18 protein-coding genes are annotated in these 17,805 nt (G+C 68.3%); 7 read left to right on the top strand and 11 right to left on the bottom strand.

All coding sequences use genetic code 11. The annotated features are described in order from the left end of the window. Window positions 1-29: 29 nt before the first annotated feature. Window positions 30-1,226 carry an MFS transporter gene (locus tag AC5Y7D_RS15530; protein ID WP_499925443.1) on the top strand — a complete coding sequence of 399 codons (1,197 nt, stop codon included), beginning with the start codon at window positions 30-32 and terminating at the stop codon, window positions 1,224-1,226. On the opposite strand, the gene moeA is transcribed toward AC5Y7D_RS15530, so the two are convergent. Both moeA and AC5Y7D_RS15520 read right to left on the bottom strand, forming a co-directional pair. Further along, window positions 1,223-2,428, bottom strand: a complete 1,206-nt coding sequence (gene moeA / locus AC5Y7D_RS15525) for a molybdopterin molybdotransferase MoeA (RefSeq protein ID WP_499925440.1) — start codon at window positions 2,426-2,428, stop codon at window positions 1,223-1,225. The two genes, AC5Y7D_RS15530 and moeA, sit on opposite strands and share 4 nt — an antisense overlap. Before the next feature lies 1 nt (window position 2,429). Next, entirely contained in the window at window positions 2,430-3,374 is a 945-nt protein-coding gene (locus tag AC5Y7D_RS15520; protein WP_499925438.1) for an SDR family NAD(P)-dependent oxidoreductase, read from the bottom strand. A gap of 52 nt (window positions 3,375-3,426) precedes the next feature. Between AC5Y7D_RS15520 and AC5Y7D_RS15515 the strand changes: the two genes are divergently transcribed. After that, a complete protein-coding gene (locus AC5Y7D_RS15515; RefSeq protein WP_499925436.1) occupies window positions 3,427-4,899 on the top strand; it encodes a flavin-containing monooxygenase in 1,473 nt (490 codons plus the stop codon). Here the strand turns inward: AC5Y7D_RS15515 and AC5Y7D_RS15510 are convergent. Together AC5Y7D_RS15510 and AC5Y7D_RS15505 are read right to left on the bottom strand one after the other, a co-directional pair. Then, window positions 4,896-5,615 (bottom strand): hypothetical protein, encoded by a 720-nt coding sequence (locus tag AC5Y7D_RS15510; protein ID WP_499925434.1) that lies wholly within the window; start codon window positions 5,613-5,615, stop codon window positions 4,896-4,898. The two genes, AC5Y7D_RS15515 and AC5Y7D_RS15510, sit on opposite strands and share 4 nt — an antisense overlap. Before the next feature lie 5 nt (window positions 5,616-5,620). Next, on the bottom strand, window positions 5,621-6,115 hold the full coding sequence (locus AC5Y7D_RS15505) for a cupin domain-containing protein (protein WP_499925432.1): 495 nt from the start codon (window positions 6,113-6,115) through the stop codon (window positions 5,621-5,623). A 331-nt stretch (window positions 6,116-6,446) separates the two neighbouring features. On the opposite strand from AC5Y7D_RS15505, the gene groL reads away from it, so the two are divergent. The 3 genes from groL (at window position 6,447) to AC5Y7D_RS15490 (ending at window position 10,069) form a co-directional block, all read left to right on the top strand. Beyond that, complete coding sequence (groL, locus tag AC5Y7D_RS15500; RefSeq protein WP_499925429.1) at window positions 6,447-8,072, top strand: chaperonin GroEL; 1,626 nt, start codon at window positions 6,447-6,449, stop codon at window positions 8,070-8,072. 134 nt (window positions 8,073-8,206) lie between these two features. Continuing rightward, complete coding sequence (locus AC5Y7D_RS15495; RefSeq protein ID WP_499925426.1) at window positions 8,207-9,436, top strand: TerC family protein; 1,230 nt, start codon at window positions 8,207-8,209, stop codon at window positions 9,434-9,436. A gap of 18 nt (window positions 9,437-9,454) precedes the next feature. Further along, window positions 9,455-10,069 (top strand): DedA family protein, encoded by a 615-nt coding sequence (locus AC5Y7D_RS15490; protein WP_499925424.1) that lies wholly within the window; start codon window positions 9,455-9,457, stop codon window positions 10,067-10,069. Here the strand turns inward: AC5Y7D_RS15490 and AC5Y7D_RS15485 are convergent. From AC5Y7D_RS15485 to AC5Y7D_RS15455, 7 genes are all read right to left on the bottom strand, one after another. Further along, window positions 10,066-10,458, bottom strand: a complete 393-nt coding sequence (locus AC5Y7D_RS15485) for a DUF4189 domain-containing protein (RefSeq protein WP_499925422.1) — start codon at window positions 10,456-10,458, stop codon at window positions 10,066-10,068. The two genes, AC5Y7D_RS15490 and AC5Y7D_RS15485, sit on opposite strands and share 4 nt — an antisense overlap. Window position 10,459: 1 nt before the next feature. Beyond that, window positions 10,460-10,813, bottom strand: coding sequence for a GreA/GreB family elongation factor (locus tag AC5Y7D_RS15480; RefSeq protein ID WP_499925420.1), 354 nt, complete (start codon window positions 10,811-10,813; stop codon window positions 10,460-10,462). Window positions 10,814-11,034: 221 nt separating this feature from the next. After that, the gene (locus AC5Y7D_RS15475; protein WP_499925418.1) at window positions 11,035-11,523 is read right to left on the bottom strand and encodes an Rv1733c family protein; all 489 of its coding nucleotides are present in this window, start codon (window positions 11,521-11,523) and stop codon (window positions 11,035-11,037) included. Window positions 11,524-11,558: 35 nt separating this feature from the next. Further along, entirely contained in the window at window positions 11,559-13,079 is a 1,521-nt protein-coding gene (locus AC5Y7D_RS15470) for a PucR family transcriptional regulator (protein ID WP_499925416.1), read from the bottom strand. Between the two features lie 30 nt (window positions 13,080-13,109). After that, a complete protein-coding gene (locus AC5Y7D_RS15465; protein WP_499925415.1) occupies window positions 13,110-13,526 on the bottom strand; it encodes a pyridoxamine 5'-phosphate oxidase family protein in 417 nt (138 codons plus the stop codon). A gap of 21 nt (window positions 13,527-13,547) precedes the next feature. Continuing rightward, window positions 13,548-15,035, bottom strand: coding sequence for a PPE family protein (locus tag AC5Y7D_RS15460; protein ID WP_499925413.1), 1,488 nt, complete (start codon window positions 15,033-15,035; stop codon window positions 13,548-13,550). A gap of 76 nt (window positions 15,036-15,111) precedes the next feature. Beyond that, window positions 15,112-16,848: an N-acyl-D-amino-acid deacylase family protein gene (locus AC5Y7D_RS15455; RefSeq protein ID WP_499925411.1), complete on the bottom strand. Its 1,737-nt coding sequence runs from the start codon at window positions 16,846-16,848 to the stop codon at window positions 15,112-15,114. 47 nt (window positions 16,849-16,895) lie between these two features. Here AC5Y7D_RS15455 and AC5Y7D_RS15450 point away from each other — a divergent pair, with 47 nt between their 5' ends. Continuing rightward, entirely contained in the window at window positions 16,896-17,267 is a 372-nt protein-coding gene (locus AC5Y7D_RS15450; RefSeq protein ID WP_499925649.1) for a VOC family protein, read from the top strand. 10 nt (window positions 17,268-17,277) lie between these two features. After that, a complete protein-coding gene (locus AC5Y7D_RS15445) occupies window positions 17,278-17,796 on the top strand; it encodes a mycothiol transferase (RefSeq protein WP_499925410.1) in 519 nt (172 codons plus the stop codon). Window positions 17,797-17,805 lie beyond the last annotated feature (9 nt).

Here is a 17,805-nt window from a genome sequence, read left to right as displayed (position 1 = left end):
CGCGATGGGAAAGCAGCGGACTAGCCTGCTTGTCCGAGGAGTCCGATATTCCAACGCAAAGCCTCAGCGCCGCGCAACTGCGCCGGGCCAAGATTGGTGTCACCGCAGCATTCGTCGCCCATGCTGTGGTTTTTTCGTCGTGGGCGGCGCATATCCCGCAGGTCAAAGCCGCCCTCGGGCTGTCCGACGGAGCGCTGGGAACGGCGCTGTTCGGTGCGCCGCTCGGGTCGGTCCTGGCGACGTTGTTCAGCCACTGGGCGCTGCCGCGATGGGGCAGCCGGCGGTTGGTGCCCGTCCTGGTCGGCGGCTACGCGATAGCCCCGATGACGGTGGGCCTGGCCGGCTCCGGGCTGTGGCTGTTCCTGACGCTGATGCTGTGGGGCTGGTTCCAGGGCGCCCTGGACGTCGCGATGAACACCCAGGCCGGCACGGTGGAAAGACTGGAGCAGGCCCCGATCATGGCCCGCTTCCACGGCATGTGGAGTGTCGGCGCACTGGCGGGGGCGGTGATCGGGGCCGCCTGCGTGAGCGTGGGAATCGGGCTCGGCCCGCAGTTGACGGTGCTCGGCGTAGTGGTGCTCGTCGTGGTCGGGCCACTCACCCGGGGTCTGGTTCCCGATGAGGCCGTACCCGCCGCGGCCGGTGCGGGCGGACGTACCTGGATGACTCCCACGGTGGCCATTCTGGCCGCGGTGGCGTTCGCGTCCTTCCTGTGCGAGGGCGCCGCCACCGACTGGTCGGCCAACTACGTGCACGACGTGGTCGGAGCCGGTGCCGGCGTTTCAGCGCTGAGCTATGCGGCTTACACCCTGGCGATGGTCGTCATCCGGTTCGGCGCGATGGGGCTGCATGCGCGGGTTTCGGCGCGTCGGCTGCTGCCGGTCCTGGCGCTGCTCGGCGCGGTCGGCATGAGCGTCACGCTGGCCACTGCCGATCCGGTGATCAGCGTGATCGGGTTCGCCGCCCTGGGGGCGGGTGTGGCGCTGTTGGTGCCCACGGCGTTCAGCGCCGCGTACTCGGCGGCCGGGGGCGGGTCGGCGATTGCCCTGGTCGCCGCGACGGGCTGGGTGGGCTATCTGCTCGGCCCGCCGTTGATCGGTCACCTCGCCGAATGGGTGGGCCTGCCGGCGGCTTTGGTCACCATCCCGGTGGTGATCTCGGCCGCGGCCCTGGCCATCGCGGCGACGTCCGCATTCGAGGCCGCCGACGAATTCCACCGCTCTTAGCTCAGGTCCCACACCTGCACTTCGGTCCCCGCCGCCACCTCCACCACGTCCTCCGGGATGTCGAGCAGCGCGTTAGCCGAAGCCAACCAGCGCAGGTGGTGCGACGCGGGTGGTCCATAGCTGGTGACCTGTCCCGCCGCGGTGTCCAGCAGTGCGCGCCGGAACTGCCGCTTGCCGCGCGGCGAGGTCACCGACTCCGTAAGGACCGCGGTCCGCTTCGGGCGCCGGGGGTGCGGTAGTCCCATGGCCGCGCGCAGTGCTGGCCGGATGAACACCTCGAAGGACACCAGCGCGCTGACCGGGTTGCCGGGCAGCGTGATGATCGGCGTGCCGGCCACGACGCCGGCCCCCTGCGGCATGCCCGGCTGCATCGCCACCTTGACGAACTGAACCCCCTGGTCGCCGTCCCGGCCGAAGGCGTCCTTGACCACCTCGTAAGCCCCGGCGCTGACGCCCCCGCTGCTGATGATCAGGTCCGCCTCGGGCGCGTAGCGGTCCAGGACCGCGGTGAACTGCGCGACGTCATCCCCGGCGGTCGCGGTGGCCGCGACCTCGGCGCCCGCCTCCCGTACCGCGGCGGCCAGCATCACCGCGTTTGACTCGTAGATCTGCCCGGGCCGTAGCGGAGTCCCCGGCATCACCAGTTCCGAACCGGTCGAGATCAGCAGCACCCGCTGCCGCGGAACGACCGGCAATTCCGCCAGCCCCAGAGCGGCGAGCAGGCCGAGGGCGGCCGGTGTCACCACCTCACCCGCTCTGAGCACGGTGGTGCCGGCGGTGACGTCCTCGCCGGCCCGACGGATGTGCCTGCCGGGCTCGGAAGGCTGCCGGATCTGCACGGAGTGCACGCCGCCGTCGGTGGCCTCCACCGGCACGATGGCCGTCGCACCGGCCGGCACCGGAGCGCCGGTCATGATCCGGTGCGCGGTGCCGGGCTGCAGCGCCAGTTCGTCGGTTCGGCCGGCCGGGATGTCTTCGGCGACCGGCAGCACCGCCGGTCGTTCCGGCGTGGCCGCGGCGGTGTCCTCGGCGCGCACGGCGTAACCGTCCATCGCGGAGTTGTCGAACACCGGCAGCGACAACGGCGCGACAACGTCGTCGGCCAGCACCAGGCCCAAGGCGTCGGCCAGCGCCGCCGGCACGGCGGGACGGGCGTGGATCATCTGCGCGACGACGCGCTGGTGTTCGTCGACGGAGCGCATGTCAGACCGGGAACTTCACGTCGGTGAGGTCCTCGGAGACACGCCACAGCCGGCCCTGCAGTTCCGCATCGTGGGACTGCGCACTGGACTGCACCAGCTTGGGGTGGCCCCGTTGTTCCCCCAGGCCCTCGGGGCCGTAGTACTGCCCGCCCTCGACGGTCGGATCCGTGGCCGCACGCAGCGAAGGCAGGGCACCGGACTCGGCGCTCTGGAACAGCAGCGGCGCCACCATGTTGAGCGGCCGCAGCATCCGCGGGACATTGCGCGCGAGTTCGGTGGCCGAACCGCCCGGGTGCGCGGCGACGGCGATGGTGGGGGCCGCCGCGGCCGCCAGCCGGCGCTGCAATTCGTAGGTGAAGAGCAGATTGGCCAGCTTCGACTGCCCGTAGGCGCCGATCCGGCTGTAGTGGCGCTCCCACTGCAGGTCGTCGAAGTGGATCGCGGCACGCATGCGGTGGCCGAGGCTGCTGACCGTCACCACCCTGGAGCCGCGCACCGGGAGCAGATGGTCGAGCAGCAGGCCGGTCAGGGCGAAGTGGCCGAGATGGTTGGTGCCGAACTGCAGCTCGAAGCCGTCCGCGGTGACCTGCCTGGGCGTCCACATCACTCCCGCGTTGTTGATCAGCAGGTCGATGCGCGGGTAGGAGCCGCGCAGCTCGTCGGCGGCGCGGCGCACCGACGCCAGCGAGCTCAGGTCGAGTTGGGTCAGCGTGACGTCGACAGTTGCGCCCTCCGCGCCCGCGGCGGCAACGATGCGCGACAGCGCCGCGTTGCCTTTCTCCAGGTTGCGCACCGCCAGCACCACCCGCGCGCCGCGGAGGGCCAGCGCCGCGGCGGTGTGATAGCCGATCCCGGTGTTGGCGCCGGTGACGATGGCCGTCCGCCCGCTCTGGTCGGGTATGTCCGCTGTCGTCCACTTACGGTGTTGAATCCCGCTGGAAGCCATGGCCCGAACATACTCAGGCCGAAGCCGGCCACTGGGACGTACATTTGAGAACGTGATTACCACGAAGGGTCAATGCGATTCCGCACGACGCCCGGTTGTCGGGATCATCGGAGCAGGCGCCGGCGGCATCGCGATGGGAGTCCAGCTCGCCGCCGGGGGATACGACTTCACCATCTTCGACCGCGCCGACGGGTTCGGGGGCACCTGGCGGCACAACACCTTCCCCGGCGCCGCCTGCGACGTGCCGTCCCACTTGTATTCATTCTCGTTCGCGCTCAACCCGCGCTGGAGCAAGACCTACGCCAACCAGCCCGAGATCCTCGCCTATTTGGAGCGGGTCGCCGCCGACCACGGCCTGTCCGGCCACCTCCGACCCCGGACGGTGATCAGCACGGCCCGCTGGTCCGACGAACGCCGGCACTGGACACTGCACACCGCCGACGGTGCGGAGTACGAGTTTGATTTCGTGGTGAGCGCGGTCGGCATGCTCGATTTGCCGCACATTCCCGACATCCCGGGTGCGCGGCGGTTCCGCGGCCGCCAGTTCCATTCCGCGCGCTGGGACCACGGCAAATCGACGGCCGGCGAGCGGGTGGCCTCGATCGGCACCGGGGCCAGTGCGGTGCAGTACGTGCCGGTGGTCGCGCCGGCGGCCGCGCACTTGACGGTGTTCCAGCGCACGCCGATCTGGATCGCGCCGCGCTTCGACTTCGAGTTCACCCCGGAGCAGCACGAACTCTTCGAACGCGACCCGGCCCGCGCGCAGCAACTGCGCGACGAGGCCTTTGCGTCCTACGAGTCCTCCAGCTTCGACGTCGACGCGCCGCAGACCCGTGAGCAGACCGAACTGGCCCGCAGCTACCTGCTGCGCAAGGTGGCCGATCCGGTGCTGCGCGCCAAGCTGATGCCCGACTATCCCGTCGGCTGCAAGCGGCCGTTGCAGTCCCGGGACTGGTATCCGACCTTCGCGCTACCGCACGTCGCGCTGGAGACCACGCCGATCGCCGAGCTGACCGAGCGCGGCGTGCGGACCGCGGACGGTGTCGAGCATCGCGTCGACACCGTCATCTACGGCACCGGGTTCAAGGCGGCCGACTACCTGTCCAGCATCGACGTCTACGGCGCGGGCGGGCGCCGGCTGCACAAAGACTGGAGCGACGGCGCCGAGGCCTACCTGGGCACCGTGGTGGCCGGATACCCGAACCTGTTCACCCTGTACGGGCCGAACACCAACGGGGTGAACTCGATCCTCTATATCCACGAGGCACAAACCACCTTCGTCCGGCACATCCTCGACACCGCGCAACGGCGCGGGGCCCGCTCCGTGGCGGTCACCGAGACCGCGCAGCGGCGCTACAACGACGAACTGCAGGCTGCCATGGCGGGCAAGGTGTGGCTGGCCAACTGCAACAGCTACTACCGCCATGCCAGCGGCAAAGTGGTGACCCAGTTGCCCTCCAGCGGCCGGACCTTCTTCCAACGCACCCGCGCGATGAACCCGGGCGACTTCGTCTTCGGCGTCTAACTGAGCCGGTAGTCGCTGAGATCGATGGACACCATGAGTTCGTCGGGCAGCACCCGCCCGGCGCGATCGCACCGGTAGGCCCGGCGTGTGGTCGGCAGCATGATGCCGTCGACCTCCACCATGCCGGAGATGTACTGGATCGCGGCGAATCCGCCGGCGATTTCGACGCGGTAGTCGTGCCGGCACAGCAGGCAGTCGTTGCCGAAATAGAACTCCTGAACGGGGCCGTGGGTGGCCAACTCTGCCGGAAACCGCACCTGCAGTCCCCGCAGCCGTCCGCTGCGCTCGTCGTCGACCTCGACCTCGGCGGTGCTGACGCCGGGCAGTGCGATGAGGAACGGCGAGTTGAGATACGTCCACAGCGCATAACCGTTGAAGTACGCCCGCTGCAACGGGTCCCACGGCGTGCCGAGTTGGTGGCCGGCGAACGACTCCCGCGGGTCCATGCGCTCGGAGACCATCCGGCCGTCCAGCTTCTCGATCGCGATGCGGTGCGCGGTGAAATCGGTCTGCTGGTCGGCTGCGCCGAAGGGGTGCAGCGAGGCCCACCCGCGCTGGAGTGCGGCCGTCATGCGCCGTGGCGTGGCGTCCTGGGCCTGCCCCTTGAGCTGGAAAAGCTTGCCGCCGCTGACGATGGTGGCCTGGATCTGGCTGAATTGCCGCCAGCGGGCCAGGCCGCCGTGGGCGTCCAGCACCGATTCGCGAAGTCCGGACATCGCGGCTACGGCACGAAGTGGTTGTCGTGGCGCGCGAACCACTCGCGCCGCTCGTCGTCGGTCATGTCGGCCAGCGCCGGGAAGCCCTCGAAGTACGCCTCGCGCGGTGCGCCCGGTGCGAAGAGCATCAGCATCGACGCCGGTTCGTCCACTTCGTTGCGAAACCCGTGGATTCCCCCCGGCGGCACGTAGAGGAAGTCGCCCTGATGGCCGTCGACCCAGTTCTGGCCGTCGTAGAGGCGCATGGTGCCGTTCAGCACGAAGAAGGCCTCCGACATCGCGCGGTGGAAGTGCGGCCCGGGCCCGCCGCCGGCCGGCGCGATGTCGACCCGGTACAGGCCGTAGTCACCATCGGTGGCCTGCTGATTGGCCAGGTAGTGGTACCTGACTCCGAATTTCTCGTAGTCCGGGGGCTCGTCCGCCCGCTTGAGCCGGGCGCTGACCTCGGGTTGCGGTTTGTGGTATCGCGGCGGGGGATAAGGCGGCACGACCAGGGACATCGCCTTAGTCTGCCCCAACCTCGCAGCGACCCGACACTGGGAATTCGACGACGTGGCACGCCGGCGGAGCGTCGGGAGATTCACGGCCGACGCTTCAGCCCACGGCGAAAGGCCGCCCCTAGTGGCCGGGTCTTCTTGCACTCGGCATAGGCGAGTGCTAATAATGACGTTGGCACTCGGCATAGGCGAGTGCCAGGTCGGGACGGTGAGGTCCAGCACTCAGAACGCTGTGATCGTCCGTCGCGGGCACTGCGCCCGGCCAGCGTAAGTAATGGGGTTGTCGTCACCCGCGACCCCCATTTCATTCCCAATCCGGAGGAATCACTTCGCAATGGCCAAGACAATTGCGTACGACGAAGAGGCCCGTCGCGGCCTCGAGCGGGGCCTCAACGCCCTCGCCGACGCGGTAAAGGTGACGCTGGGGCCCAAGGGCCGCAACGTCGTCCTGGAGAAGAAGTGGGGAGCTCCCACGATCACCAACGATGGTGTGTCCATCGCCAAGGAGATCGAGCTGGAGGACCCGTACGAGAAGATCGGCGCCGAGCTGGTCAAGGAAGTCGCCAAGAAGACCGACGACGTTGCCGGCGACGGCACCACGACGGCCACCGTGCTGGCGCAGGCGCTGGTCAAGGAGGGTCTGCGCAACGTCGCTGCGGGCGCCAACCCGCTGGGCCTGAAGCGCGGCATCGAGAAGGCCGTGGAGAAGGTCACCCAGACCCTGCTCAGCTCGGCCAAGGACGTCGAGACCAAGGAGCAGATCGCGGCCACCGCGGGCATCTCCGCGGGCGACCAGTCGATCGGTGACCTGATCGCCGAGGCGATGGACAAGGTCGGCAACGAGGGCGTCATCACCGTCGAGGAGTCCAACACCTTCGGCCTGCAGCTCGAGCTCACCGAGGGCATGCGGTTCGACAAGGGCTACATCTCGGGCTACTTCGTCACCGACGCCGAGCGTCAGGAAGCCGTCCTGGAGGACCCCTACATCCTGCTGGTCTCCAGCAAGGTGTCGACCGTCAAGGACCTGCTGCCGCTGCTGGAGAAGGTCATTCAGGGCGGCAAGCCGCTGCTGATCATCGCCGAGGACGTCGAGGGCGAGGCGCTGTCCACCCTGGTCGTCAACAAGATCCGCGGCACCTTCAAGTCGGTGGCGGTCAAGGCCCCCGGCTTCGGTGACCGCCGCAAGGCGATGCTGCAGGACATGGCCATCCTCACCGGTGGTCAGGTCATCAGCGAAGAGGTCGGCCTGTCCCTCGAGACGGCTGATGTCTCGCTGCTCGGCAAGGCCCGCAAGGTCGTCATCACCAAGGACGAGACCACCATCGTCGAGGGCGCCGGTGACTCCGACGCCATCGCCGGCCGGGTGGCCCAGATCCGTGCCGAGATCGAGAACAGCGACTCCGACTACGACCGCGAGAAGCTGCAGGAGCGTCTGGCCAAGCTGGCCGGCGGTGTTGCGGTGATCAAGGCCGGAGCGGCCACCGAGGTGGAGCTCAAGGAGCGCAAGCACCGCATCGAGGACGCCGTCCGCAACGCCAAGGCGGCCGTCGAGGAGGGCATCGTCGCCGGTGGTGGCGTGGCGCTGCTGCAGGCGGCTCCGGCCCTGGCCGAGCTGAACCTCTCGGGCGACGAGGCCACCGGTGCCAACATCGTGCGGGTGGCGCTCGAGGCTCCGCTGAAGCAGATCGCCTTCAACTCCGGGCTGGAGCCCGGTGTGGTGGCCGAGAAGGTCCGCAACTCGCCCGCCGGAACCGGCCTGAACGCCGCCACCGGTGAGTACGAGGACCTGCTCAAGGCCGGCGTCGCCGACCCGGTCAAGGTGACCCGTTCGGCGCTGCAGAACGCGGCGTCCATCGCGGGCCTGTTCCTGACCACCGAGGCCGTCGTGGCCGACAAGCCGGAGAAGGCGGCCGCTCCGGCGGGCGACCCGACCGGCGGCATGGGCGGTATGGACTTCTAGCAGAGTCGACGAAAGAGCCCGGTCCCTTCGTCAAGGGGCCGGGTTTTTTCGTGAGCCTAGTTTCAGGAACACCGGGTACCTAGAACGCAATAGGGTCGGAGGCGGCAACTCGATGAGGGCGGAGTAGATCGCAGATGGATGTTCCTGACTGGGTATGGGCCCTGACCGTCCTAGGCATCTTGGGTCTGCTGGCGTTCGACTTCATCTTCCACGTCCGTAAGGCTCATGTCCCGACGCTGCGGGAGGCGGCGGTGTGGTCGGCGGCCTACGTCGGCATCGCCATCCTGTTCGGTGTCGGCCTGCTGATGTTCGGCAGTGGTGATGCGGGTCCGGAGTACTTCGCCGGGTACGTCACGGAAAAGGCGCTGTCGGTCGACAACCTGTTCGTGTTCCTGGTCATCATCGCCAGCTTCCGGGTGCCGCGCGAGGATCAGCAGAAGGTGCTGCTGGTCGGCATCGTGATCGCGCTGATCGCCCGGACCGGGTTCATCTTGCTGGGCGCCGCCCTGATCAATGCGTTCGCGTGGATCTTCTACCTGTTCGGCCTGATCCTGCTGCTCACCGCCGGCAGTGTGCTGAAGTCCGACCACGACGACGACTCCGAGAAGGCGGACAACTTCGTGGTGCGGATCGCGAAGAAGGTAATCCGGACCAGCGAGCACTACGACGGCGACAAGCTGTTCACCACGGTCGACGGTAAGCGTGCCATGACCCCGATGCTGCTGGTCATGGTGGCGCTTGGTGGCACCGACATCTTGTTCGCGCTCGACTCGATCCCCGCCATCTTCGGCCTCACCCAGCACGTCTATATCGTCTTCACGGCGACGGCGTTCTCGCTGCTCGGTCTGCGACAGCTCTATTTCCTGGTGGACGGCCTGCTGGACCGGCTCATCTACCTGTCCTACGGACTGGCGGCGATCCTCGGTGTGATCGGGGTGAAGCTGATCCTGCACGCCCTGCACGAGAACAACGTGCCGTTCATCAACGGCGGTGAGCCGGTGAAGGTGGTGGAGATCAGCACCTACACGTCACTGGCGGTGATCGTCGGCGTGCTGCTAGTCACCGTGGTGGCGTCGTTGCTCAGCCGCAAAGGCAAAGCCACGACGGCGATCGCCAATGCCCGGCGGCATGCCACGGCCTACCTGGACTCCGAATACACCCACGACGCCAACGAACGCGAACGCATCTTCCGCAAGCTGCTCGACGAGCGCGACCAGATCCTTGCGCTTGGACCGAAGTACCGCCGGCTGGTCCGCGACGAGCCGGCCCTGCGGGAACTGCTCGACCGCGCGGCCGCCAAACACGACGAGGCGGTCGAGCGCGGCGAAGCAGAGCAATTCGCCCGCAAAGGGTTGACGTCGTGAACGTGCCGGCGGCGTGCCATGTTTAACTCGCTGCTCGACGCGCTCGGTCACTCCTGGTGGGAGTATCCGCTGATTCTGGCCTTCTGCCTGTTCGACGCCGTCCTGCCCATTCTCCCGAGTGAAACGGTGCTTATCACTTGCGGGATCCTGGCCGCGGACGGCTCGATGACGTTGGGCTGGGTGATTCTGATGGGGGCGGTCGGCGCCTTCGCCGGGGACAATGTCGCGTACGGACTGGGCCACTCGGCCGACGACTGGGCCCGGCGCTGGCTCGCCCGCGGGCGTAACGGCGAACGGCGCCTGGCCTGGGCACATCGGGAACTTGACCGGCACGGCGGCCCACTGGTGGTCGTCGCGCGTTTCATCCCCGGCGGCCGCACGGTGACGACGATCTCCTGCGGCGTCCTCGAGTTTCCCTACCGCCAGTTCCTGGTCTACGACGGCATCGGCGTCGTCCTCTGGGCGACAGTGAGCACGCTGATCGGCTTCGTCGGTGGGCATACCTTCGAGGACCGACCGCTGGTGGCGTTCGCGGTGTCGTTCGGCGTGGCGCTGGTCTTCGCCGGGATCATCGAACTGATCAGGTGGCTGCGTGGCCGGCGAAGCAAGGCCGGGTCACCCCGCGCCGCCTAGTTGCAGGCCCAGTCGACGATCCAGCCGCCGCCGAGCCGGGAGATGGCACGGGCTTCGGCCATTCCGCGGGAGACCCCCACGCCGCCGTGATACGAAGCGCCGTCGTGAGCGACCGCACCGCAACGAGTGAAGGTGCTGACGACCTTGCAGCTGCTGTCACCGCATCGTTGCAGAGCCTGTTGCTGTGCACCGAGTTTGGACAGGTGGCGACGGGCCGTGCCCGCCGATCCGTCGTCGCCGTAGGCGATCGCACCGTAGTGGGTGACCAGGGGTGGCAACGTCGCGGGCTCGCGCGTGTGCGCCCTGGCCGGCTGAATCGGCGTGAAAAGCGCTGCGGCCACAACCGTTCCGAGTAGCACCGCGAGCCGATGACGTGGTGTGTGCGGCATTTCAGCTCCTGCCTGCTGCGCTGCGCCCGCGACAGGGCTCCGTCGACAGGACGGTCACGAATACGGGGCGTGCTTCTTGCGGGATCATGCACATGCGCTGCTCCCCTGGACGTGCGCCGGTGACCGCGCGGCCCAGCGGTGACAGCGTGGAGTAGACCGGCAGGTCGGTGCAGTCGCCGAAACGCCTTCCGAGCACGAACGTTTCGGTCTCGCCGGTGTCGTCGTAACGCACGGTCACCACCACGCCGCTTTCAGCGATGTCACTGGCGCCGGGTGCCGAACGCCCGACGACGGGATCCGTGCTTTCATCCCTGCCGTGTTGATGCGTCATCCAGACGCGTTGGTTGACAGCCATTTCGGTGTCCCTTCCTCTCTAGGTTGTCGTCGCCAGGGGCGGGCCGGACAACAGCAACCGCCCCTGACGACTCGGTGGCCCGCGCTGGGGCGATGCTCCGAAAAATCCTGGTAATTCCATGGTTCCCATTCTTGGAAGCTCAGTGTTTGCAGTACCCCAACAAGGGCGCAGCGGTTGGTTGTCGCCAGCCGACAACACGCTTGCGGCGAAGCTGCGATGCGTCAGGACCGGCCGAGGCGGCCGTTGCGGGCGGTGTGGACCAACTCGGGCTGCCAGCGGGCCAGCCGGGCGCGGTTGAGCGCCTTCCGGACGCCCACGAACACCAGCGCCGCGGCGGTCGCCACGTTCAACCAGATCGCCAGTGCCACGAACACCGCCCCGCGCGCGGCAGACATGCGCGGCGAGCCGGCATAGGTGCCGTCCGGATTGACCAGGACCGCGATCGTCTCGCCAGGTTTGGGTGCCATGCGCGCCTTGACCGTTCCGGTGTGTTCGGTACCGGCGGCGAACCAGCGGGCCCGGACCATGGTGGGATCGCTGCGGGCGGGGGCGTCGATCACCGTGGCGGTGAGCGTGGTCAGGCGCGCAGCCTGCTCGGCATGAAGGCGGGAACGGGAGTCATGGACTGCGGTGCCCGCCGCGCCGTGATCGCTACTTCCAGGGTGCCGTCGCCATCCGAGGTCAGACTTGCCCGGCTCGCACAATTGCACAGGGATGCTTTGTCGCGATTCGACAGCGACGGCGGTCAATCGTTGGCGCTGGCCGCCAGCTGGATCATCATGGCGAGCCGCTTCTCGGTGTCGTCGAGGGCAAGATTGGTGATCTCGGCCATCTTGCGCATCCGGTAACGCACGGTGTTCTCGTGCACTCCCAAACGGTTGCCGGCCTCCACAGGGTCACCCTGGGCCGCCAGCCACGCCCGCAGTGTCGCGACGTAGTCGGTCCCGTTGGCCTCGTCGTGCCGCCGCAGCTCGGCCACCGGTCCGCGATCCGGGAACCGGCCCGCCCGGGATGCCGTGCGCAACCGCTGCAGCAGGATGTCGTCCCACGACTCGTCGTAAGTAGGGATCGGGCCCCAGGGGGACACATCGGGCAGGGCCAGGCACTCGTCGGCCTCCTGCCGGGCGGCGGCGAGGTCGGACACCTCCGCCGCTCCGCTGATGCCGGCCGCCACTGTCACGCCGTCCGGCAGTGCGGCCCGCAGGCCGGTCACCCACCGACGGGCCGGCGTCGCCTCGCCGCCCGGAAGCAGCGTGTACACGGTACTGCCGACCAGGGCACTTCGGCCCGGCCGTGACCAGCCGAAACCTGCGGTGGCGCGCTCGAAAGCCAACAGCAGCGCGGCATCGCGCTCCGCGCCGATGGACGCTTGCACCGCGATCACCCGAAGCGGGCCGTGGGGCAGGCCCAGTCTGCTGGTCACCGTGGCGGCATCCGCGGTGCCCTCCAGCAACTGGATCACCAGCTCGGATTCGATCTGTCGCTCCAGGTCGGCACTGGCGCGGGAGCGCAACAGGTGTAGGGCCACAGTGTGCGCGCCATCGGCGAGCGCAGCGCGGGCGGCGCCGTCCAGCGGTTCAGTGCACGCCGCCCACAGCGATCCCATGAGTTCCCGGCCGGACCGTACCGCCACCACCATCCGGCCGGTCAAACCGTGCTCGGCGTCCGCCGGGAGGAACAAGGGCTCATCGGAGACCGCGAGGTGGGCGAACACGCCGCGGGCTTCGAAGAAATCCCGCAGCGGCCCCGGCATCTGCCGCCCGAGAATGGTTTGCACCCCCGCCGGGTCGGCGTGCCGCTGCAGCCGCGAATAGGCCAGCAGCTGCAGCAGCCGGTCGTGGATGAGCACTGCACTGCCGATCGCATCCGCCAGACTGTCGGTGAGCGCGAACAAGTCGGTGGGTCCCCGGCCGGAGTCCGTCTCGCGGCCCTCGAGTACCAGCCCGTAGGCCACGGCGGCCAACTCGCTCCACGGGAGCGACCTCTCGACCAGCATCACGGCGGGCTTCGCGGCACCGTTCCATGTCGCCGGCTCCACACCCTCGCGCACCAGCACGACAACGGCATGCGCCGAGGCGGCCCACTGCATCGCCTGATCGAATGAGCCGGCACCGACGGCCAGCAGAATGTCGCCGGTCACGGCAGCGCCGCCGGTTTCCTCGGGAATCACGACGCTGCGAAGTTCGGCCGATCTCTGAACCGACGACCACCGCAGCCGAACCCCGTAACTGCCCAGCACGTTTACCAGGCGGTCAAGGGTGATCACACTCCGCTCTCCAGCATTGTGAGCGGACGCCTACGGTTGCGGGTCGCCCGGCAGCGTGAACACCACGCAGTCGTGCAGGCAGCCTTTCGCCGCCTCGGGCGAGTCGGCGTTACGGTGCAGCAGGGCGCGCGTGGGCGTCACGGTACAGCGCACCGTCTCCTCGCCCGCCACGGCGATTTCGGCGCGGCCGTCCACGATCAGCGAGTAACCGCCCGGTTCAGGCGGTGGCCACACCAGGGTCACGTCGGCACGGTGCGCCAGGTTGGTACGGGTGCCCCCACCGATCAGACCGACATCGAGCCCGGCGAGATCACGCAGCACCGGCTTGACGGTCACCGTGTGGACACGGTAGCCGTCGTCGACGGTGATCAGGTAGGCGAACGGGAAATTCGGCAAGGCGTCGGCCAACCGCTGGAAGTCGACCGGCTTGCTGGTCTTTGCTGCCATGGGTCGAGGATAGGCGCGCGGCTACTCGGTTCGGATCGGGAACTGGATGACCCTGCTCTGGTCACCGGTGTCGCGCTCGGCCGGCGGGTAGAAGTTCGACTTCGGGATGCCCGAATTCGGCAGGCTCGGGGCGCCGATACCAGGCTCACGGCCGAGCGTGGTCCGCACCGCGGGGTCACTGGGGGAGGGGTTGACGAAACCCGTCACCGGGGTGCCGGCAGACGTTCTCAGGCCCGAGTTGGCAGCCGCGCTGCTGGTCGGGTTCGCGGTGACGGAGCCAGGCCCGCTGTCGACGGCCGGGGCCGAGGCGGGGGCGACAACCGGAGAGCTGCTCAGGCCGGAGTTCAACGCGCCCGCCAGGCCGGTGTGCAGCCCGCCCGTGTTGGCCAGGGCCGAGCTGAGCAGCCCCGAGCTCAACGCAGCCGTACCGAGGCCGCCGGTGGCGTAGTGGGCGGAGTTGGCCAGTCCCGCTTCCAGGCCGGCAGCGCCCACACCGGCGTTCTGGAACCCCGAGCCCAGGTAGCCCATCGAGCCGCCGAAGCCGGTGTTGACGCTGCCCGAGTTGCCGAGGCCGGTATTGAGCGAACCCGAGTTGCCGAGGCCGAAATTCCCGTCACCCGAGTTGAAGAACCCGGTGTTGCCCGTGCCCGAATTCCCCAGCCCGGTGTTGCCGGTACCGGAGTTGAACCCGCCGAACCCGAACTTCCCGTCGCCGCTCAGGCCCATGCCGAAGGCATCGCTGCCCGTGTTGCCCAGCCCGACGTTGCTGTTGCCCAGATTGCCGAAGCCCAGGTTGTTATTGCCGGTGTTGCCGATGCCGAGGTTGCCGCTGCCGGTGTTGCCGGCGCCGAAATTGTTGCTGCCGGTGTTGCCGATGCCCAGGTTGTAGTTGCCGACGTTGTTGTTGCCGATGTTTCCGCTGCCGGTGTTGCCGAAGCCGAAGTTGATCTGGCCGTTCTTGCCGAGGTCGATGCCTAGGTTGCGCAGCACCTGCTGCCATGGCGCCAGCTGGGCGGCCGCCGCCGACGCATCGAAGTGGTAGTTCGCCATGGCCGCCACGTCCAGCGCCCACATTTGCTCGTAGGCCGATTCGGTGTCCATGATGGCCGGCCAGTTCATGCCGAAGAAGTTCGTGGCGGCCAGCATCTGCACGAGGCCGCGGTTGGCCGCGACCACTGCCGGTTGCACGGTGGCGGCCACCGCTGTCTCGAAGGCGGTCGCCGTGGCGGCGGCTTGCGCGGCCGCGTGCTCGGCCTGGACCGCCGCCGCACTGAGCCAACTCATGTACTGGGTGGCGACAACCATCATGGCGGCCGCGGAAGCACCCTGCCACGAGCCACTGGTCAATTCCTGAGTAACGGCACTGAATGACGACACCGCTGAAGCGAGATCTTCGGCCAGACTGCCCCAAGCGGAGGCAGCAGAAAGTAGCGGTCCCGCACCGGGACCGGCGAACATTAATGCCGAGTTAATCTCTGGCGGCAACCACGCGAAATGCGGGCTTGTCACCACCCAAACTTACCCGGCAGAGCCCATTACCGTGGGCGTATCGGGTAACCCGCTACCGTTAATTCGCAGCGGCCCGTCAACCGGGAACGGGTGCCGGCTGCCGGCCGCGAACCAGCTTTCCCGGGCGGGCGGCGGTCGGCACGCCGTTCTCGGCGATCACTTCACCGGAAACCACGGTGGCGGCGTAGCCCTCGGCGGTCTGGTCCAGCCTGCGCCCGCCGGCCGGGAGGTCGTGGACGATGACCGGCTTGTGCAGCCGCAGCGCGGCGTGATCGATGACGTTCAGATCGGCCTTGAAGCCGGCGGCGATGCGCCCACGGTCGGCCAGCCCGGCGATCCGGGCCGGTACGGAAGTGAGTTCGCGGACGGCTTCGGCGACGCTGAATCGCCCGGTTTCGCGGTCACGCGCCCAGTGCGCCAGGAAGTAGGTGGAGTAGCTGGCGTCGCAGATCATGCCGTAATGGGCACCTCCGTCGCCCAGCCCGAGTACCACGTCGTCGCGGTGCAGAAGTTTGCCGACGGTGTCCAGCGAGTTGTTCTCCAGGTTGCTGGTGGCCACCAGCAGCATGGCCCGGCCATCGTCGTCGAGCAGCCGGTCATAGGCCTCCTCCCGCGGGTCGACGCCGCGGGCCCGGGCGCGGGCGCCGATGCTGTCGGACGGGTCGGGCTCGTAGTTGGGGTTGTCGTCCAACGGGAAGATCCAGTCCCACAACTGGGCCACAAACAGGATGGGGTGACCTTCACCCGGCTGGTCGGCCAGGATGCGGGCGCGCACCTGCGGCTTGCGCATCTCGGCTACCCGTTCGGCCAGCGGCAGGTGCGCGATCTCCCGGTAGCTCGGGTAGAGCACGAACGGGTTGGCCGTCAGCTGCAACCCGATGATCAGCCCGATCGGCCGGGGCAGCAACTGCGCGCAGACCCGGATCTCGCCGCCCGCGGCCGCATTGGCCTTCTCGATCATCGTGATGGCGTCCGGCCATGTCGGATCCCCCGCGTTGCCCACGACCAGGGTGAAAGTGACCGGCAGGCCGACGTCCTCGGCGACGTCGAACACCGTCTGCAGCACGGGCTGGTAGCCCCCGGCCGGGATGTCGGGTACGAACTGCAGCAGCCCACCGCCGCCGTCGACCACGCCCCGGGCGATCTCCTCGAGCTCTTCGCGGGCCGCGTCGTAGCTGGGGATCGGTGCGCCGCTCTCGGTCTTGTGGATGGTGAGCCGGGAGGAGGCGAAGCCCAGCGCCCCCACCTCCATGGCTTCGGTCGCCAGCGCCCGCATCCTGGCCAGGTCTTCGGCCGTGGCCGGCTCCCGGTCGGCGCCGCGCTGGCCCATCACGTAGACGCGCAGCGGGGAATGCGGCAGGTAGGCGGCCACGTCGATGTCGCGTTTGCCCGCGTCCAGCGCGTCCAGATATTCGGGGAACGTCTCCCAGGTCCACGGCAGCCCGTCGGTCATCACCACCCCGGGGATGTCTTCGACGCCGGCCATGACGTCGACGAGCACATCATGGTCTGCCTGCCGGCAGGGCGCGAATCCCACCCCGCAATTGCCCATCACCACCGTGGTCACCCCGTGTGCAGACGACGGCGTCAACCGGTCCGACCAGATGGCCTGGCCGTCGTAGTGGGTGTGCAGGTCGACGAAGCCCGGCGTGACCAGCAGGCCGGTCGCGTCGATTTGTCGCCGCGCCTCGGCACCGTTCAGGTCGCCGACCGCCGCGATGACCCCGCCTCGGACGGCTACGTCACCTACGTAAGGTTCACCACCCAGTCCGTCCACGATGGTGCCGTTGCGGATCAGAAGGTCGTAGGTCATCTAAATAATCTACGGCCGTGTCGGTGGGTCGTGCCAGGATCGCTGCCATGATCGATCACTTCGGCATCAATTGTGGTGAGTACGCCAAATCGCAGCAGTTCTATGACACCGTCCTGGGCGTGCTCGGGTACTCGCGCCAGATGGATTTCGGCGAGGCCATCGGGTACGGACGTGACGGGCAACCCGCATTCTGGATCGCCGACGCAACGGGCATGGGGCCCAATCGGGAAGTCCATATCGCGTTCCAGGCGGCCGACGAGGCCGCAGTGCGCGCGTTCCACGACGCGGCGGTGGGTCTGGGAGCCGAGTCGCTTCATGCCCCGCGGCTGTGGCCGGAGTACCACCCGGGCTATTTCGGTGCCTTCGTCCGCGACCCGGACGGCAACAACGTGGAAGCGGTGTGGCACGGCGCCCCGTAGGGTCGGGATTATGCCGACTTCCGAAGCCGCTGCCGTTCGGGAACTCCTGCGTGACGCTTTCACCCGCTTGATCGAACACGTCGGCGATGTGTGTCACGGTCTCACCGAGGAGGTTGCCGATTACCGGCCGACCGAGATTGCCAACAGCATCGCGTGGCTGCTCTGGCACAGTGCCCGGGTCCAGGACCTGCAGGTGGCCGACGTGGCCGGCGTAGCTCAGGCCTGGACCGGCGAGGGCTGGGTGGACCGGTTCAACCTCGACCTGCCGCGCAACGACACCGGCTACGGGCATGGGCCCGGCGAGGTGGCGAAGGTCCGCCCACCCGTGGACATGCTGCTGGGCTACTACCACGCGGTGCACCTGCTGACGATCGAGTACGTCGAGACGGTCACCCCCGACGAGCTGGCCCGGGTGGTCGACACGAACTGGGATCCGCCGGTGACCGCCAGCGCGCGGCTGGTCAGCATCATCGACGACTGTGCGCAACATCTCGGGCAGGCTGCCTATCTGCGGGGGATCGCCCAGTAGGGTTCCAAC

Source organism: Mycobacterium sp. NGS49 (assembly GCF_059812565.1).
This window is presented reverse-complemented; position numbering and strand designations above follow the sequence as displayed.

Coding starts and splice junctions, on each gene's coding strand:
- AC5Y7D_RS15465 (WP_499925415.1), bottom strand. CDS start 13,526: ATGGCAGCAAAGACCAGCAAGCCGGTCGACTTCCAGCGGTTGGCCGAC.
- AC5Y7D_RS15490 (WP_499925424.1), top strand. CDS start 9,455: ATGTTTAACTCGCTGCTCGACGCGCTCGGTCACTCCTGGTGGGAGTAT.
- AC5Y7D_RS15495 (WP_499925426.1), top strand. CDS start 8,207: ATGGATGTTCCTGACTGGGTATGGGCCCTGACCGTCCTAGGCATCTTG.
- AC5Y7D_RS15450 (WP_499925649.1), top strand. CDS start 16,896: ATGATCGATCACTTCGGCATCAATTGTGGTGAGTACGCCAAATCGCAG.
- moeA (WP_499925440.1), bottom strand. CDS start 2,428: ATGCGCTCCGTCGACGAACACCAGCGCGTCGTCGCGCAGATGATCCAC.
- AC5Y7D_RS15455 (WP_499925411.1), bottom strand. CDS start 16,848: ATGACCTACGACCTTCTGATCCGCAACGGCACCATCGTGGACGGACTG.
- AC5Y7D_RS15485 (WP_499925422.1), bottom strand. CDS start 10,458: ATGCCGCACACACCACGTCATCGGCTCGCGGTGCTACTCGGAACGGTT.
- groL (WP_499925429.1), top strand. CDS start 6,447: ATGGCCAAGACAATTGCGTACGACGAAGAGGCCCGTCGCGGCCTCGAG.
- AC5Y7D_RS15510 (WP_499925434.1), bottom strand. CDS start 5,615: ATGTCCGGACTTCGCGAATCGGTGCTGGACGCCCACGGCGGCCTGGCC.
- AC5Y7D_RS15505 (WP_499925432.1), bottom strand. CDS start 6,115: ATGTCCCTGGTCGTGCCGCCTTATCCCCCGCCGCGATACCACAAACCG.
- AC5Y7D_RS15520 (WP_499925438.1), bottom strand. CDS start 3,374: ATGGCTTCCAGCGGGATTCAACACCGTAAGTGGACGACAGCGGACATA.
- AC5Y7D_RS15480 (WP_499925420.1), bottom strand. CDS start 10,813: ATGGCTGTCAACCAACGCGTCTGGATGACGCATCAACACGGCAGGGAT.
- AC5Y7D_RS15445 (WP_499925410.1), top strand. CDS start 17,278: ATGCCGACTTCCGAAGCCGCTGCCGTTCGGGAACTCCTGCGTGACGCT.